This is a genomic window from Pseudomonas sp. NFACC13-1, from assembly GCF_900104425.1.
Classification (GTDB): Bacteria; Pseudomonadota; Gammaproteobacteria; order Pseudomonadales; family Pseudomonadaceae; genus Aquipseudomonas; species Aquipseudomonas fluorescens_AA.
Genome location: NZ_FMXV01000007.1, coordinates 171001 through 185697, shown reverse-complemented (window position 1 = coordinate 185697; position 14697 = coordinate 171001). Strand labels below are relative to the sequence as shown.

At 61.7% G+C, this 14697-nt stretch carries 21 protein-coding genes; 15 read left to right on the top strand and 6 right to left on the bottom strand.

The features are described from left to right. Positions 1–232: 232 nt before the first annotated feature. Entirely contained in the window at positions 233–1072 is an 840-nt protein-coding gene (gene galU / locus BLQ55_RS12315) for a UTP--glucose-1-phosphate uridylyltransferase GalU (RefSeq protein ID WP_003182953.1), read from the bottom strand. Positions 1073–1306: 234 nt separating this feature from the next. Here galU and BLQ55_RS12310 point away from each other — a divergent pair, with 234 nt between their 5' ends. Both BLQ55_RS12310 and BLQ55_RS12305 read left to right on the top strand, forming a co-directional pair. Continuing rightward, complete coding sequence (locus BLQ55_RS12310) at positions 1307–1519, top strand: hypothetical protein (protein WP_092196630.1); 213 nt, start codon at positions 1307–1309, stop codon at positions 1517–1519. A 115-nt stretch (positions 1520–1634) separates the two neighbouring features. After that, positions 1635–1916 carry a hypothetical protein gene (locus BLQ55_RS12305; protein ID WP_092196633.1) on the top strand — a complete coding sequence of 94 codons (282 nt, stop codon included), beginning with the start codon at positions 1635–1637 and terminating at the stop codon, positions 1914–1916. A 30-nt stretch (positions 1917–1946) separates the two neighbouring features. Here the strand turns inward: BLQ55_RS12305 and BLQ55_RS12300 are convergent, their stop codons facing one another. Together BLQ55_RS12300 and BLQ55_RS12295 are read right to left on the bottom strand one after the other, a co-directional pair. After that, complete coding sequence (locus BLQ55_RS12300; protein ID WP_060741667.1) at positions 1947–2177, bottom strand: hypothetical protein; 231 nt, start codon at positions 2175–2177, stop codon at positions 1947–1949. A 108-nt stretch (positions 2178–2285) separates the two neighbouring features. Continuing rightward, positions 2286–2636: a hypothetical protein gene (locus BLQ55_RS12295; RefSeq protein ID WP_092196636.1), complete on the bottom strand. Its 351-nt coding sequence runs from the start codon at positions 2634–2636 to the stop codon at positions 2286–2288. Between the two features lie 202 nt (positions 2637–2838). Between BLQ55_RS12295 and BLQ55_RS12290 the strand changes: the two genes are divergently transcribed. The 4 genes from BLQ55_RS12290 (at position 2839) to ada (ending at position 5449) form a co-directional block, all read left to right on the top strand. Continuing rightward, positions 2839–3141 (top strand): DUF1883 domain-containing protein, encoded by a 303-nt coding sequence (locus tag BLQ55_RS12290; protein ID WP_003182962.1) that lies wholly within the window; start codon positions 2839–2841, stop codon positions 3139–3141. Between the two features lie 28 nt (positions 3142–3169). Continuing rightward, positions 3170–3340, top strand: coding sequence for a hypothetical protein (locus tag BLQ55_RS32155; RefSeq protein ID WP_092196639.1), 171 nt, complete (start codon positions 3170–3172; stop codon positions 3338–3340). A 267-nt stretch (positions 3341–3607) separates the two neighbouring features. Continuing rightward, a complete protein-coding gene (gene alkB, locus BLQ55_RS12280; RefSeq protein WP_092254024.1) occupies positions 3608–4288 on the top strand; it encodes a DNA oxidative demethylase AlkB in 681 nt (226 codons plus the stop codon). Between the two features lie 87 nt (positions 4289–4375). Next, on the top strand, positions 4376–5449 hold the full coding sequence (gene ada, locus BLQ55_RS12275; protein WP_092254023.1) for a bifunctional DNA-binding transcriptional regulator/O6-methylguanine-DNA methyltransferase Ada: 1074 nt from the start codon (positions 4376–4378) through the stop codon (positions 5447–5449). On the opposite strand, the gene BLQ55_RS12270 is transcribed toward ada, so the two are convergent. Beyond that, entirely contained in the window at positions 5413–5901 is a 489-nt protein-coding gene (locus BLQ55_RS12270; protein ID WP_060741664.1) for a GyrI-like domain-containing protein, read from the bottom strand. The genes ada and BLQ55_RS12270 overlap by 37 nt on opposite strands. Before the next feature lie 147 nt (positions 5902–6048). Between BLQ55_RS12270 and BLQ55_RS12265 the strand changes: the two genes are divergently transcribed. From BLQ55_RS12265 to BLQ55_RS12230, 8 genes are all read left to right on the top strand, one after another. Continuing rightward, positions 6049–7122: an NAD(P)H-dependent flavin oxidoreductase gene (locus BLQ55_RS12265; protein ID WP_092254022.1), complete on the top strand. Its 1074-nt coding sequence runs from the start codon at positions 6049–6051 to the stop codon at positions 7120–7122. A gap of 225 nt (positions 7123–7347) precedes the next feature. After that, entirely contained in the window at positions 7348–8100 is a 753-nt protein-coding gene (gene modA / locus BLQ55_RS12260) for a molybdate ABC transporter substrate-binding protein (RefSeq protein ID WP_092196651.1), read from the top strand. Continuing rightward, the gene (gene modB, locus BLQ55_RS12255; RefSeq protein WP_092196654.1) at positions 8101–8781 is read left to right on the top strand and encodes a molybdate ABC transporter permease subunit; all 681 of its coding nucleotides are present in this window, start codon (positions 8101–8103) and stop codon (positions 8779–8781) included. Between the two features lie 3 nt (positions 8782–8784). Further along, a complete protein-coding gene (gene modC / locus BLQ55_RS12250) occupies positions 8785–9864 on the top strand; it encodes a molybdenum ABC transporter ATP-binding protein (protein ID WP_092254021.1) in 1080 nt (359 codons plus the stop codon). Between the two features lie 190 nt (positions 9865–10054). Beyond that, on the top strand, positions 10055–11110 hold the full coding sequence (locus BLQ55_RS12245) for a DNA topoisomerase IB (RefSeq protein WP_092254019.1): 1056 nt from the start codon (positions 10055–10057) through the stop codon (positions 11108–11110). Positions 11111–11225: 115 nt separating this feature from the next. Beyond that, positions 11226–11789: an ATP-dependent Clp protease proteolytic subunit gene (locus tag BLQ55_RS12240; RefSeq protein WP_092196664.1), complete on the top strand. Its 564-nt coding sequence runs from the start codon at positions 11226–11228 to the stop codon at positions 11787–11789. Between the two features lie 228 nt (positions 11790–12017). Continuing rightward, positions 12018–12185, top strand: coding sequence for a con-10 family general stress protein (locus BLQ55_RS12235; RefSeq protein ID WP_072406624.1), 168 nt, complete (start codon positions 12018–12020; stop codon positions 12183–12185). A 62-nt stretch (positions 12186–12247) separates the two neighbouring features. Next, complete coding sequence (locus BLQ55_RS12230; RefSeq protein ID WP_092196667.1) at positions 12248–12475, top strand: hypothetical protein; 228 nt, start codon at positions 12248–12250, stop codon at positions 12473–12475. Positions 12476–12575: 100 nt separating this feature from the next. Here the strand turns inward: BLQ55_RS12230 and BLQ55_RS12225 are convergent, their stop codons facing one another. After that, a complete protein-coding gene (locus tag BLQ55_RS12225) occupies positions 12576–13331 on the bottom strand; it encodes an OBAP family protein (protein ID WP_092254017.1) in 756 nt (251 codons plus the stop codon). 181 nt (positions 13332–13512) lie between these two features. On the opposite strand from BLQ55_RS12225, the gene BLQ55_RS12220 reads away from it, so the two are divergent. Beyond that, positions 13513–13983 (top strand): arsenate reductase ArsC, encoded by a 471-nt coding sequence (locus BLQ55_RS12220; protein ID WP_092254015.1) that lies wholly within the window; start codon positions 13513–13515, stop codon positions 13981–13983. Positions 13984–13987: 4 nt separating this feature from the next. Here the strand turns inward: BLQ55_RS12220 and BLQ55_RS12215 are convergent, their stop codons facing one another. Then, positions 13988–14521, bottom strand: coding sequence for a DUF3087 family protein (locus tag BLQ55_RS12215; RefSeq protein WP_092254013.1), 534 nt, complete (start codon positions 14519–14521; stop codon positions 13988–13990). Positions 14522–14697: the final 176 nt, after the last annotated feature.

Genomic DNA, 14697 nt, shown 5'->3' with positions numbered 1-14697 from the left:
GTGGGTTATGGGGGCGGAAAACGAAAAAGCCAGCCAGACTGGATTGAGCGCAATTCCTGTGGGAGCGAGTTTGCTCGCGATGGCGTCGGATCGGCAGCATTGAGGTTGGCTGGCCCACCGCTATCGCGAGCAAGCTCGCTCCCACAGGGGTGTTGCTTGTTTGCGAGAGATTTTTCCCCGCGCAAAAAAACGCCCCGAACCAGTCGGGGCGTTTTTCAAGGCGCGGCGGCTATCAGTAAGCCTTGCCGGTCTTGTAGAAGTTCTCGAAGCAGAAGTTGGTCGCGTCGATGTAGCCTTCGGCGCCACCGCAGTCGAAACGCTTGCCCTTGAATTTGTAGGCCATGACGCAGCCGTTCTGGGCCTGTTTCATCAGGGCGTCGGTGATCTGGATTTCGCCGCCCTTGCCTGGCTCGGTCTGCTCGATCAGGTCGAAGATGTCCGGGGTCAGGATGTAGCGACCGATGATCGCCAGGTTCGACGGTGCGTCTTCAGGCTTTGGTTTTTCAACCATGCTGTGAACACGGTAGATGTCGTCGCGGATCATTTCGCCGGCAATCACGCCGTACTTGTTGGTTTCCTGCGGATCGACTTCCTGGATCGCCACGATGGAGCAGCGGAACTGCTTGTACAGCTTGACCATCTGGGTCAGGACGCCGTCGCCTTCGAGGTTGACGCACAGGTCGTCCGCCAGGACCACGGCGAACGGTTCGTCGCCGATCAATGGGCGGCCGGTCAGGATCGCGTGGCCCAGGCCTTTCATTTCGGTCTGGCGGGTGTAGGAGAACGAGCACTCATCCAGCAGTTTGCGGATGCCGACCAGGTATTTTTCCTTGTCGGTGCCTTTGATCTGGTTTTCCAGCTCGTAGCTGATGTCGAAATGGTCTTCCAGCGCGCGTTTACCACGACCAGTCACGATGGAGATTTCAGTCAGGCCCGCATCGAGGGCTTCTTCGACGCCGTACTGGATCAGTGGCTTGTTCACCACCGGCAGCATTTCTTTGGGCATGGCTTTAGTCGCTGGCAGGAAGCGAGTACCGTAACCGGCTGCTGGGAACAAGCATTTCTTGATCATATAAGTCCTTGAAAAGGCGGTGTGTACGAGTTTCGGCGCAGTCTAATCAGGCGACGGGCACCTTACAATGCCCGCACTGGCCAACCGGTGCCATCATAGAGAAATAAAAAACGGCGGATAGTTCAATCGCCTTTCGTTTCGATGGCTGCAGCGGTCCACTGTACGCCAGTGAGCGCTGTTTGCGAGCATTTGACGTATCATGGCGTCCTTGATCACGCCAATTGAGGCAGTTAGATGTCGGCAAGAAACGCAAACGGTTATTCGGTCAGCCAGGGCAAGGACGGCCAGTGGTGGATTATCAATTACCACGGCGAGCAGGTCGCCGGTCCCTTGCCTAGCAAGGCCATGGCAGTGGAAGTGGCTGCGGTATTCCAGGACGAACGCGCTGCCCCAGCGACGAATGAACGCGAAGGCGCCCCCGCACGCAGCCCCCGCCGCAAGAAATAACCAGACCGGCCTCTAGTAGATGCCGCCCGGACATCGAGCGAGGCCGGTTTAGCTGTACCGCAATGGCCATTCGCTATAATCTCGCCGTTGCCCTTTCCTCCTCGATGACGATCCCATGAAGACACTTCTGGCGCTGTTTACAGTCCTGGCCCTGGCGGGCTGTGCCTCGGCCGAAAAAACCTATCTCGATAATGGCGAGCAGGGCTTGACCATCGACTGCTCGGGCGAGGCCAATTCCTGGGCGACCTGCTATGAAAAGGCCGATGCGTCCTGTGCCGGCACCGGCTACCGCATCGTCGGCACCGACGGCACGCCCCAGGCCAAGGAAAGCGAGAAGACCCTGGGCGTCGACGTCGGCAACTTCAGCAGCCGCAGTGTCGTGGTGGTCTGTAAATAAGCGAGTGTCCTGTATTTGCGATACAGGGCATTAGATGTGGATCTCGGCGGTCTTGATGCCCAGCCCGCGTATGGTCTCGATCAGGTCATCGAGTTGGCTGAAGGACTCGACTTCGTCCTGCTCATCCACCAGGAAAAAACTGCGCCCTGCGCTTTTCTTGAAGAACACGACCCATTCGCCCGGGCTCGCCGGGTTCTGAATCACGTGGGTGGCATAAATAAGGCCTTCTGCATGGCGCTCGCGCACCTGCTCGCGTTTCATCGACTGACTCCATGAATGACAATGCCGCCAACGTTGCCGTGGCGGCATTTTTTGTCGAGGGCGCCAGTCTATCCGATGGCCGGCCCGCTCGTCAGGCGCCGACGGTGTTCAGCCGGAAATACAGGCGTTGGCCGCATCCTGCACATCGCCCGGACGCACCGGCACGTTGGACATACTTTCGTGCAGCTTGATGCTGCTGCCACTGGAACGCTCGTCAATGTCGAACACTGCCGCCGGCAAGGACGACAGTTTGCCCGGGACGATCAGTCGCACGCCGTTCTTGTGCGGCTCCATTTGCAGCGAGCCACGGCTGCTGGCCAGCTTGTCGGCAACGCACTTGGCATATTCGTGTGGTTTCTTTCCGGAGATGACGCTCATGGTGGGAGGCGTCTGATTGATGTCCGATACCGATGCACATCCACTCATGGCCAATGCCAACACCCACACGCTGCGCTTCATATGTTTCCTCCAATAAAGATCCTCCGACAGTGCAGACGCCGTTTTGCTCCGGTGCCGCACCGCTTTTTTTCCCCGCCACCTGCGATAAATGAACAAAGCCTGGAGCGCGGGCCGGATATTAACACTCGAGGCTGATAAACTGCGCCTCATTGCCCCTTGCTATCGTTTTGATTTTGTAGAAAAAGCCCTTCTGGAGGCGCCCATGAAATTCATTCACCAGCGCGAGCACCTGAACGAAGACGACATTGTCGTCATCGAATGCTCCCAAATGTGCAACATCCGTTTGATGAACGACGCCAACTTCCGCAGCTTCAAGAACGGCGGTCGGCACACCTATCATGGTGGCGCGTTCGACACGTTCCCGGCCAGGATCACGGCGCCGAGCACCGGTTTCTGGAACATCACTATCGACACCGTCAACCGCCGTGCAATCAGCGTCACGCGCAAGCCGACCCTGACCCACAAGATCAAAATCATTCGGCGTTCCAGCTCGAAACTGAGCTGAGCATCGCCCTTTCAAGAAAGGCAAAACCGTGGCCCAGACGACCAAATATGTCATCAAGTACAAGCTCAACGGCGAACGCCGCTTCGAATTCGCCCAACTGGAAACCGGTACTGAGGAAGAAGCCAGAGCGGCCTTGCAGGCGTTGCACGGCCAGACCGAAGATGTGATCAGCGACGTCAGTGTCAGTAAAGCGCTGTAACGGCTCACCCCGATTGATTTCAGGTGCCCCCATGGCCGGTGTAACCACCGTGCTCGCCGGGCTGCGATGTAGAAGCTGTGTAGGAGCTGTGTAGGAGCTGTGTAGGAGCTGTCGAGTGCAACGAGGCTGCGATCTTGTCCCAGACAATTGAGTCCTGAGCGAAAGATCAAGATCAAAATCAAAAGATCGCAGCCTTCGGCAGCTCCTGCGCCACGCGAGCGGGAGCAAGCTCGCTCATCACGCGGCACACCCTGGGAATCATTTTTCATGATGCGCAGTAACGACACACCGATCACATTGGACCTGTTCGCCGACCAGCCGCCCACCACCTCCGGCCAGATCGAACAGATTGGCCAACAATCCTTCGTCCTGCGTGGGTTCGCCTTGCCCTGGCTCGACCGTTTGCTGCCGGCGCTGGAAAGCGTCTTGCAGGCTGCGCCGTTCCGGCAGATGGTCACGCCCGGTGGCTTTACCATGTCGGTGGCCTTGAGCAGTTGCGGCGCCCTGGGCTGGACCACCGACCGCAGCGGCTATCGCTACACCGCCCATGACCCGCAGACCGGCCACCCCTGGCCCGATATGCCGGCGGTGTTTCGCGAACTGGCCCAGGCCGCCGCCCGGCAGGCGCAGTTCGAACATTTCGAACCCGACAGCTGCCTGATCAACCGCTACGTGCCCGGCGCGCGGATGTCGCTGCACCAGGACAAGGACGAACGCTCCCTCGCCGCGCCCATCGTCTCGATCTCCCTGGGCTTGCCAGCGGTGTTCCTGTTCGGCGGCTTCGAGCGCAGCGACAAGAGCCTGCGCGTCCCGTTGCTCCATGGTGACATCGTGGTCTGGGGCGGCGTGGACCGGTTGCGTTACCACGGCGTGCTGCCGATCAAGGAAGGACAACACCCGCGCCTGGGGTCCCAGCGGATCAATCTGACGTTTCGCACCGCCGGATGAAGGTGCAGAATTCAACCGCAAGACCCGGAGTGTCGTCACTTGGATGGCTCGCTACTGTAGGCAAAACGGGCCAATGGAATAACGACCATGAACAGCACTTCGAACAATCTTGCCCCTGAACTGGATCCCCGCTGGGCCGCCGTGCTCGCCCGGGATCCGCACGCCGATGGGCAATTCGTCTATGGGGTGAAGACCACCGGCATCTATTGCCACCCCAGCAGCCTGTCGCGCCTGCCCAACCCGCGCAACGTCGAATTTTTCGACACGCCGGAACAGGCCCAGGCCGCCGGCTACCGTCCCAGCAAGCGCGTGGCCCGGGACCAGACCCAGATCGCCGCCCAACAAGCGGCCCGCGTCGCGGCGGCCTGCCGGCAGATCGAGGCGGCCGAGCAACTGCCGGGCCTGAATGAACTGGCAGCGAGCGCCGGCTTGAGCCCTTTCCATTTTCATCGGGTCTTCAAGGCAGTCACCGGCCTGACGCCCAAGGGGTATGCCGCCGCCCATCGTTCACGCAAGGTGCGCGAACGCCTGGCCGATGGCGGCACGATCACCGAGGCGCTGTACGACGCCGGTTTCAACTCCAACAGCCGCTTCTATGAAGCCGCCGACAAAGTGTTGGGCATGAAACCCGCCGACTACCGCGCCGCCGGGCAGAACACCGACATCCGTTTCGCCGTCGGCCAATGCTCCCTCGGGGCGATCCTGGTGGCGCAAAGCGAGCGTGGCGTGTGCGCGATCCTGTTGGGAGACGATCCGGACGCGCTGGTGCGGGACCTGCAGGACAAATTCCGCCGGGCCAACCTCATCGGTGCCGACCACGCGTTCGAGCAGTTGATCGCCCAGGTGGTGGGCTTCATCGAAGCGCCGGCCCTGGGCCTGGACCTGCCCTTGGACCTGCGCGGCACCGCCTTTCAGGAACGGGTCTGGCAAGCGTTGCGGGACATTCCCGCGGGCAGCACCGCCAGCTACGCCGAGATCGCCCAGCGCATCGGCATGCCCAAGGCCGTGCGCGCCGTGGCCCAGGCCTGCGGCGCCAACAGCCTGGCGGTGGCGATCCCTTGCCACCGGGTGGTGCGCAGCGACGGCAACCTGTCGGGCTATCGCTGGGGCGTGGAGCGCAAGCGTCAGTTGCTGGCGCTGGAGCGCTCGGCCGGGGACTGAACGCCGATGTAGATCGCCACCGAGTCGGGGCTGCCGTAGACCTCGAAATCGGTGGTGAAGCGGCGCAGCGTCTGTGGGTTATCCGCGAAGTAGGCCCAGATCAGGCCCCAGGTCTGGACCACGCAATCGGGCATCGGCCCCTTGGCCGAAAACACCAGGTAATCCCCGCCCTCGATGTCCACGGCGGGGTAGCCTGCGCTGGTCGCATCCACCTGTACCCCGGCCGTCACGTCGAAGTGGCCGGTGGCGTCGGACTCGTAATTGGAATACACCCCGTAGACGAACGACTCCGACTGCCTGGCCGGGATCGTGTCGAACAGCCCTTCGGTGAAGAACCGTTGCCACATCGGGCCGATCCTGGCCGTGTCGGGCTGCTGCTCGTCGGTGTTGCGGGTGCGCACCTGCAAACCGGCCACGGTGAAGGGTTCGACGGTCTTGAGTTTCACGTCCATGGGTCAGGCTCCTTGATGACTGAAGCCGCATGGTAACCCTCCCGCCGACGGGATCAAGTTACGACGGGCGATTGAAAAACTCGACTGGCCCTCGCCGGCCCACACCTGCTAAAAACGCTGTTTCCTTCTGCCGTCGGAGACCCGCACATGAGCCAGTGGCCAGACACTCGCCTTCTTGACCTGCTCGGTATCGAGCTGCCCATCATCCAGGGGCCGCTGGCCGGGGTGACCGGGCCGGCCATGGTGGTCGCGACCTGCAATGCCGGCGGGCTGGGTTCGATGCCGGCGGCGATGCTCGATGTCGAGCAGTTGCGCCAGGCACTGACGACCATCAGCGAACAGACCGACAAGCCGTTCAACGTGAATTTTTTCTGTCACCAGCCGCCGGCCTTCGACGAACAGCGGGCCGAGACCTGGAAGCAACGGCTCAAGCCGTACTATCAGGAACTGGGCGTCGATTTCGACGCACCGACCCCGGTGTCCAACCGCACCCCCTTCGATGATGCTGCCTGCCGGGTGTTGGAGGAGATGCGTCCCAAGGTGGTCAGTTTCCACTTTGGCCTGCCGGAAAAATCCCTGCTGGACCGGGTAAAGGCCACCGGGGCGAAAATCCTTTCGTCGGCCACCACCGTCGAGGAAGCCATCTGGCTCGAACAGCACGGTTGCGACGCGATCATCGCCATGGGCTATGAAGCCGGAGGCCATCGCGGGATGTTCCTCAGCGACGACCTCAACACCCAGGTCGGCCTGTTTGCCTTGTTGCCGCAGGTGGTGGATGCGGTGAAGGTACCGGTGATCGCCACCGGCGGCATTGGCGATGCGCGCGGGATTGTCGCGGCATTCGCCCTGGGCGCCTCGGCGGTGCAACTGGGCAGCGCCTACCTGTTCACCCCCGAGGCGAAAATCAGCCCGTCCCATCACCGGGCGTTGCGCACGGCCAAGGAAAGCCAGACCGCCGTCACCAACCTGTTCACCGGCCGCCCGGCCCGGGGCATCGTCAACCGGGTGATGCGCGAAGTGGGACCGATGAGCCCGCTCGCGCCGGCATTTCCCCTGGCGGGCGGCGCATTGATGCCGTTGCGCGCCAAAGGCGAAGCGGACTTCAGCAACCTCTGGGCCGGCCAGGCGTTTCCAATGGGCCGCGAGCTGACGAGCGCCGAACTGACCCGGCGGTTGGCTGAAGAGGCATTGGCCCGATTCAACAACCGTGGGCGGTCCTGACAGTCGTCATCGCCTGTCAGGCCGCCATCGCGAGCAGGCTCGCTCCCACAGGTCCAGTGGTGTGTCCGGATTGCCGGTTGCTCCCCTATCCCCCGTGGGAGCGAGCCTGCTCGCGATGGGGCCAGCGCTTACCCCCTAGCTCCCCAGGCAAAATGCCACGTTCCGTTTGTCGGCCATTCGCTATATATTCCGGTATATAGCGAACCTACCCTCGGAGACTCATCTATGCGCCTCACCCGCTTCGCGCCGTTGCTGTTGATCCCCTTCCTGACTATTGGCGCCGTCCAGGCCGCCGAGGTGCAGGTGGCGGTCGCCGCCAATTTCACTGCGCCGATCCAGGCCATTGCCGCCGATTTCGAAAAAGACACCGGGCATAAACTGGTGGCGGCGTACGGCGCCACCGGGCAGTTCTACACGCAGATCAAGAACGGCGCGCCATTCGAGGTTTTCCTCGCCGCCGACGACACCACCCCGGCCAAACTCGAAAGCGAAGGCGACACCGTCAAGGGCTCGCGCTTCACCTACGCTATCGGCACCCTGGCGCTGTGGTCGGCCAAGGACGGTTATATCGACAACCAGGGCCAGGTCCTCAAGCGCAACGACTTCCAACACCTGTCCATCGCCAACCCGAAAGCCGCGCCCTATGGCCTGGCCGCGACCCAGGTGCTGGACAAGCTGGGCTTGACCGCCCAGGTCAAAAGCAAGCTCGTCGAAGGCCAGAACATCACCCAGGCCTACCAGTTCGTCTCCACCGGCAACGCCGAGCTGGGCTTCGTCGCCTTGTCGCAAATCTACAAGGACGGCAAGGTCACCGGCGGTTCGGCGTGGATCGTCCCGGCCGAACTGCATGACCCGATCAAACAGGACGCGGTGATCCTCACCAAGGGCCGGGACAACCCCGCCGCCGTGGCCCTGGTGGATTACCTCAAAGGCCCGAAAGCCGCTGCCATCATCCAAGCCTACGGTTACCAACGCTAAATGCCCCTGACCAGCGCCGACTACGCCGCCATCTGGCTGACCCTGAAGCTGGCGTCCTTGACCACGGTGATCCTGCTGCTCGTCGGCACGCCCATCGCGTTGTGGCTGTCACGCACCCGCTCCTGGCTGCGCGGGCCGGTGGGGGCGGTGGTGGCGTTGCCGTTGGTGCTACCGCCCACGGTGATTGGCTTTTACCTGCTGCTGGCATTGGGGCCGAACGGCTGGATCGGCCAGCTCACCCAAGCCCTCGGGTTGGGCACCCTCACCTTCAGCTTTACCGGGCTGGTGATCGGCTCGGTGATCTATTCCATGCCGTTTGTGGTGCAGCCGTTGCAAAACGCCTTCGCTGCCATTGGCAGTCGCCCCCTGGAAGTCGCCGCTACCCTGCGAGCCGGGCCCTGGGATACGTTTTTCAGCGTCATCCTGCCCCTGGCCCGTCCTGGTTTCATCACTGCGGCGATTCTGGGTTTCGCCCACACCGTCGGCGAATTCGGCGTGGTGCTGATGATCGGCGGCAACATCCCGGAGAAAACCCGGGTGGTGTCGGTGCAGATCTATGACCATGTCGAAGCCCTGGAGTATGCCCAGGCCCACTGGCTGGCGGCGGCGATGCTGGTGTTTTCATTCCTGGTGCTGCTGGCGTTGTATTCCAGCCGCCGAACCCGTTCCGGTTGGGGCTGATCGATGATCAACGCGCGTTTGCAACTCGACCACGGGGCTTTTTCCCTGGACCTGGATGTGCAACTGCCAGGCCGTGGCGTGACCGCCCTGTACGGGCCTTCCGGCTCCGGCAAGACCACTTGCCTGCGCTGCATTGCCGGGTTGGAGCGGCCGGCCCGGGGCTTTATCGAAGTCAACGGCCAAGTGTGGCAGGACAGCACGCACGGCGTGTTCGTGCCCCCCCACAAGCGGCCGGTGGGGTATGTGTTCCAAGAGGCCAGCCTGTTCGCCCATCTGTCGGTACGGGCCAACCTGGCGTTCGGCCTCAAGCGCATCGCGCCGGCACAACGGCGAGTGGACATGGACCAGGCCACCGATCTGCTGGGTATCGGGCACTTGCTCGATCGCCAGCCGCACAACCTCTCCGGCGGCGAGCGCCAACGGGTGGGCATCGCCCGTGCCTTGCTCACCAGCCCGCGGCTGCTGCTGATGGATGAGCCGCTGGCGGCCCTCGATAGCCGGCGCAAAAACGAAATCCTGCCTTACCTGCAACGACTCCACGATGAGCTGGACATCCCGGTGCTGTATGTCAGCCATTCCCAGGACGAAGTGGCGCGTCTGGCCGATCACATCGTGCTGCTCGACGCTGGCCGCGCACAGGCCAGCCGCCCCATCGGCGAAACCCTGGCCCGGCTCGACCTGCCATTGGCCCTGGGGAATGACGCCGGGGTGGTGATCGAGGGCAAGGTCAGCGGCTATGACCCGGCGTACCAATTACTGACCCTGAACCTGCCCGACAGCCAACTGACCGTACGCGTCGCCCACACGTCCCTGGCCCTCGGCCAGCCGCTGCGCTTCAAGGTCCAGGCCCGGGACGTCAGCCTCAGCCTGGCGAACGATGCCCAGACCAGCATCCTCAACCGCCTGCCGGTGACCGTGGTCAGCGAACAGGCCGCCGACAACGCCGCCCATGTGCTGGTCCGCCTGGAAGCCGCCGGCACTCCACTGCTGGCGCGGATCACCCGCTATTCCCGCGACCAGTTGAACCTGCGGCCGGGGCTGGCGCTGTGGGCGCAGATCAAGGCGGTGGCGGTGTTGGCGTAGTCCCCTTGTGGGAGCGAGCTTGCTCGCGATGACGGCGCTACATCCAGCATTGATGCAAGCTGATTCATCGCTATCGCGAGCAAGCTCGCTCCCACAAGGGTTGCGGGCAACCGCAGAATCTTGGCACGACCGCAACGGGCTGCGGTCAATCGATCACAGGCCACCGGATTCGCTGCCAAGGACTTTCTTCATGCCCGACACCCTGCCGCCGGATGCACTGCCGGCCGACCTGCATTACGTCGACGACACCGCCCCCGGCATCACTCGCAAGAAATTGCGTGGCAAGTTCTGTTATTTCAACCCGCAGGGCCAGCGCATCACCGACGCGGCCGAGATCCAGCGTATCAATGCCCTGGCGGTACCCCCGGCCTATACCGATGTGTGGATCTGCACCGACCCCCGGGGTCATCTCCAGGCCACCGGACGCGACGCCCGTGGGCGCAAGCAGTACCGCTACCACGCGCGCTGGCGTGAGGTGCGCGACGCGGACAAGTATTCGCGGATGCTGGAATTCGGACGTGCCCTGCCGCGCCTGCGCAAACGCCTGGAAGAAATCCTCGCCACACCCGGTTTCAGCCGCGACAAAGTCATGGCAACGGTCATCACCCTGCTGGACATGACCCTGATCCGCGTCGGCAACCCCCAATACGCCCGCACCAATCGCTCCTACGGCCTGACGACCCTGCGCAACAAACATGTCGAGATCAACGGCAGCGCCATCGCCTTCCAGTTCCGCGGCAAAAGCGGCATCGAGCACCAGATCACCGTGAAGGACCGGCGCCTGGCGCGGATCATCAAGCGCTGCCAGGAGATTCCCGGGCAGAACCTGTTCCAGTACCTGGACGAACACGGCGAGCGCCACGCCATCAGTTCTTCGGACATCAACGCTTACCTCAAGACCCTGACCGGCGCCGACTTCACCGCCAAGGACTACCGCACCTGGGCCGGCAGCGCAGCCGCTCTGGCCGGGCTGCGGGCGCTGCGTTGGGAAACCGAGACCGAAGCCAAGAGACACGTCACCGAGATGGTCAAGCAGGTCTCCCGACAGCTGGGCAACACCCCGACCGTCTGTCGCAAATGCTACATCCACCCGGCGGTGGTGGAAGGCTTCCTGCTCGGAGCCCTGAAGGCATTGCCCAAACCACGGGCCCGCAAAGGCCTCAGCGAAGAAGAAGCCGGATTGACGCTATTCTTGCAACGGATGACACAAGCCGCCGAGGCATGCGAGCAGGCGCAATCGGTTTAACGCGATTCACCCGCAACGAGCCAAGCAGGCGGAACATCGGCAGACCAGCGGACTCCCAATTCTACGGCGCAACCAGGCGCAGACTTCAAAAGGGTGAAATCGACAGGAGCTTCAGATGTCCGAACACATTGTCCATTTCCATTGCCAGATCGATCAGGGCACCACGGAACGCTTTCGCGACAACTGCCTGGAGGCCATCGAGAAAGGCGCCGACTCGCTGATGCTCAACCTCTCCACCGTCGGCGGCAGCACCAACTTCGGTTTTACGCTCTATACCTTCATCAAGTCCCTTCCAGTGCCCGTACGTGCGGTCAATGCCGGCAACATCGAGTCGATGGGCATCGTCATGTTCCTGGCCGCCAGCGACCGCACCACCACCCCGCACTCGCGGTTCCTGATTCATCCGATGAACTGGTATTTCGGCCAGAAATCCGTGGACCATTCACGCCTGCGTGAGTACCTGTCCAGCTTGGACAACGACGTGGCGCGGTACGTGGAGATCTACGTCAAGGAAACCGCCGGTGCCGCCACCCAACTGGATATCTTCAAGTGCCTGTGTGCCGAGGAACGGGTGATTCCGGCTGAAAATTCCCTGGCCTTCGGCATCGCGCACCGGGTCGAACAGGTGGTTTTTCCAACGGATGCCAAGCATTGGAAAGTCAGCGGCGGCGAGGACTGAGTTAAGTGCCCGGCGCGACAACAAGCACAAAAACAAACAGGCTCCATCCCCGTGTTTATAAACACTTCAGACTTGTACAGTTTCAAGCGAAGCGGCTGTATAAGTTTTTTATTCAATCGCTGACCATTCGTCGCCAGCGAAACGCTTTTATTAAACTTCCTTCGCCACTTTCCTTTCACAACTAATGCGAGGCACGTTGCTCGCTTAACCACAATGAGGATTCTCGAAATGGCTAATAGCGGAAACAAAAACCCAGGCAACTTCGCCAACGATCGTGAGAAAGCATCGGAGGCCGGCAAAAAAGGCGGGCACGCTTCGGGCGGCAACGCCGGTGATCGCCAAAAAGGCTCTGACACCAGCCGCAAAGGCAGCCAGGGCGGCGGCAGGAAGTCATAATCCGCAATACCGTTGGGGCGCACGCCTGCTGCGCCCTGGCGCTTAATCCAATGAGGTCTAGCATGGGCAGTCATGACCGCTTCATCGTCAGTTTCATCGCCAATGGTCAACCGGACAATCGTGTACTGCAAGCCGATACGCAGACGCTCAATGCCCGCGAAGCCGAAGCCCTGCTGAAGATCACCTTCGACGAACTCAAGGACGTTGAGTTGAGTGATATACAAGTTCAAAAAAGAACCCGTCCTACTGAAGAGGAACATGGTGTTCCAGGACACTTCAAGCAGCCCTAGTCAATTTTCTATTTATTGTTACCTGCGCTTCTCATCACCACATCCAACTTATTCTTGCGGCGAGGATTTTTACATCCTCGCCTCACTATCCCGCGCCTGCTCAATGAGCATGTCCGGCGCTGGGATCCTTGATCTGCCACACCTGCCCCTTTTGCCAGGCATCCGCGCCGGGGTCTATCGGCGGGGTATCAATACCCGCCCGGGCACGCTTTTTCGCTTCACTGTCCACGTCCATCCGGCGGTCGCGCTCGCACACCAGCTGCGGGTCGATCTGCCCATCGGCGGTGAAACCCATCATCAACTGCGGCACGCCATAAGGTAGCTCGTTGCCCTGTTCGGTGTGCCAGGTGTGCCAGGTCTTGCCATAGGTGCTCACCAGGTTCTCCATCAACCGGGTTTCCGCCACTTGCGGGATGCCCGGGGCGATCAACTGGCCGGATTTCACTTCGTGCACATGGCTGTGCCACAGCTGTTTCTCGCTGGCCGGCAAACCTTCGAACAAGCGCTGGCTGATGATGTACTCCACGCCCATCAGCTTGGCACTGGAGGTATTGCCATCGAAGATGACGCACTGGAAGACCTCCTCGTTCAACGCCGTGCAGTAGTGATGCGCTTCCATCTGCCCGGACATCCGCCCGTTATAGAAATGGAAGCCATCGAGGTAGGTGTCCAGGGCCCGTAATGGCGGTTTGTCCTGCATGATCCGCGCCCCGGTTTCCAGCGTCGCGGTCGTCGAGGTCTTCGCGGCGCCAAGTACGTTAACAGGCGAATCGCTCGTGCCGCCTGCGCAGCCGGTCAATCCAAAAACCGCTGCCCATAGCCATTTCCAGCCGCCATAAACACTTCGATCTGGCATGTCATCTCTCCTTTGCATGACTGATCATGAGAAAGACAGTGCCTGGGGCGGGTTTGATTTTCCTGGCGCCCTACCGACGAACGGCTTGCCTCATCCGGCGCTATAAATATGAAATTTCATATATTCGACTATCCACATATACTCCGGCACAACCCACCCCGCGCCTATCGGAACCGAATCGATGAAAGTCCTCTTCATGTGCACCGCCAACAGCTGCCGCAGCATTCTCAGCGAAGCGATGTTCAACCATCTGGCCCCGGCCGGGTTCGAAGCCGTCAGCGCCGGCAGCTTTCCCAAGGGCCAAGTGCTGCCGCGCAGCCTGAGCACCTTGCAGGAGGCCGGGGTCTGTATCAAAGGCTTGTGCAGCAAGGGCAACGACGCTTTCGAAAGCAGCCCGCCGGACGTCGTGATCACGGTGTGCGACAACGCCGCCAACGAGGCCTGCCCGGTGTATTTCGGCCCAGCGCTCAAGAGCCACTGGGGCCTGGCGGACCCGTCGGAGGTCAAAGGCAACGATGATCAGGTCGGCCAGGCGTTCCACAGCACGCTGGACCGCATCGAAGCCCGCTGCCGGGCCTTCTTCGCCCTGCCCTTCGACCAGTTGGACGCCCAGGCCCTGAAAGCCGAGCTGGACCGCATCGGCACCCTCTGACCGCTCAACCGGCGTTATACGCCTGCTTCACCGTCTCGACCCAGCTTGGGTCCAGGCGCGACTGTTCGGTGTCCAGGCCCAGCGCCTGCATGTTCGCCAGGTGCGCGTCGGCTTCGCGCGCGAGGGAGCCCTGGGCACTGGAGTTGGCGTCCAGCTGATGCATCTGGGCCAGTCCCAGGTGATAGAAGCGCAGCAGCTTCATGGCGGTGGGGTCCCGGGCCTGCACACCGGCCGTCACCTGGTGCATCACATTGGTGATTTTCATCAGGCTGCGCTTGAGCTGCCAGCCGTACACCGCGGCGGCCATCCACGGCTGCGACCAGAAATACTGGCGCATCAGCACAGCCATCGCCAACACGGCGACAATCACCCCGCCGAGGTTGAAGCGAAAGTTATCACCTGCGGGCGTACCCAACAGCGTCACGGCCAGGCTGGACAGCAGCATCGCCAGGGCCAGGAACACCACCGCGATGATCAGGGTGCTGCGGCGGGTCTGCCTGCGGTAGGTGTCGCCATCCCACGGTTTGATCTCGAACATCGCGGCGCAATTTCCTTGTACGGCATCAAAAGAGTCACGCATTATCGCCTGCCCGGTCGATTTAGCTATGCTGGGGCTCATTTTGTATGGCCGCCGACTCGCCGGGCCCGGATCGAAGTCCATGGCGATAGCGCAAGGATCGTGCGATCTTTCGGCGTGGACGTTTTTTTCAAGAT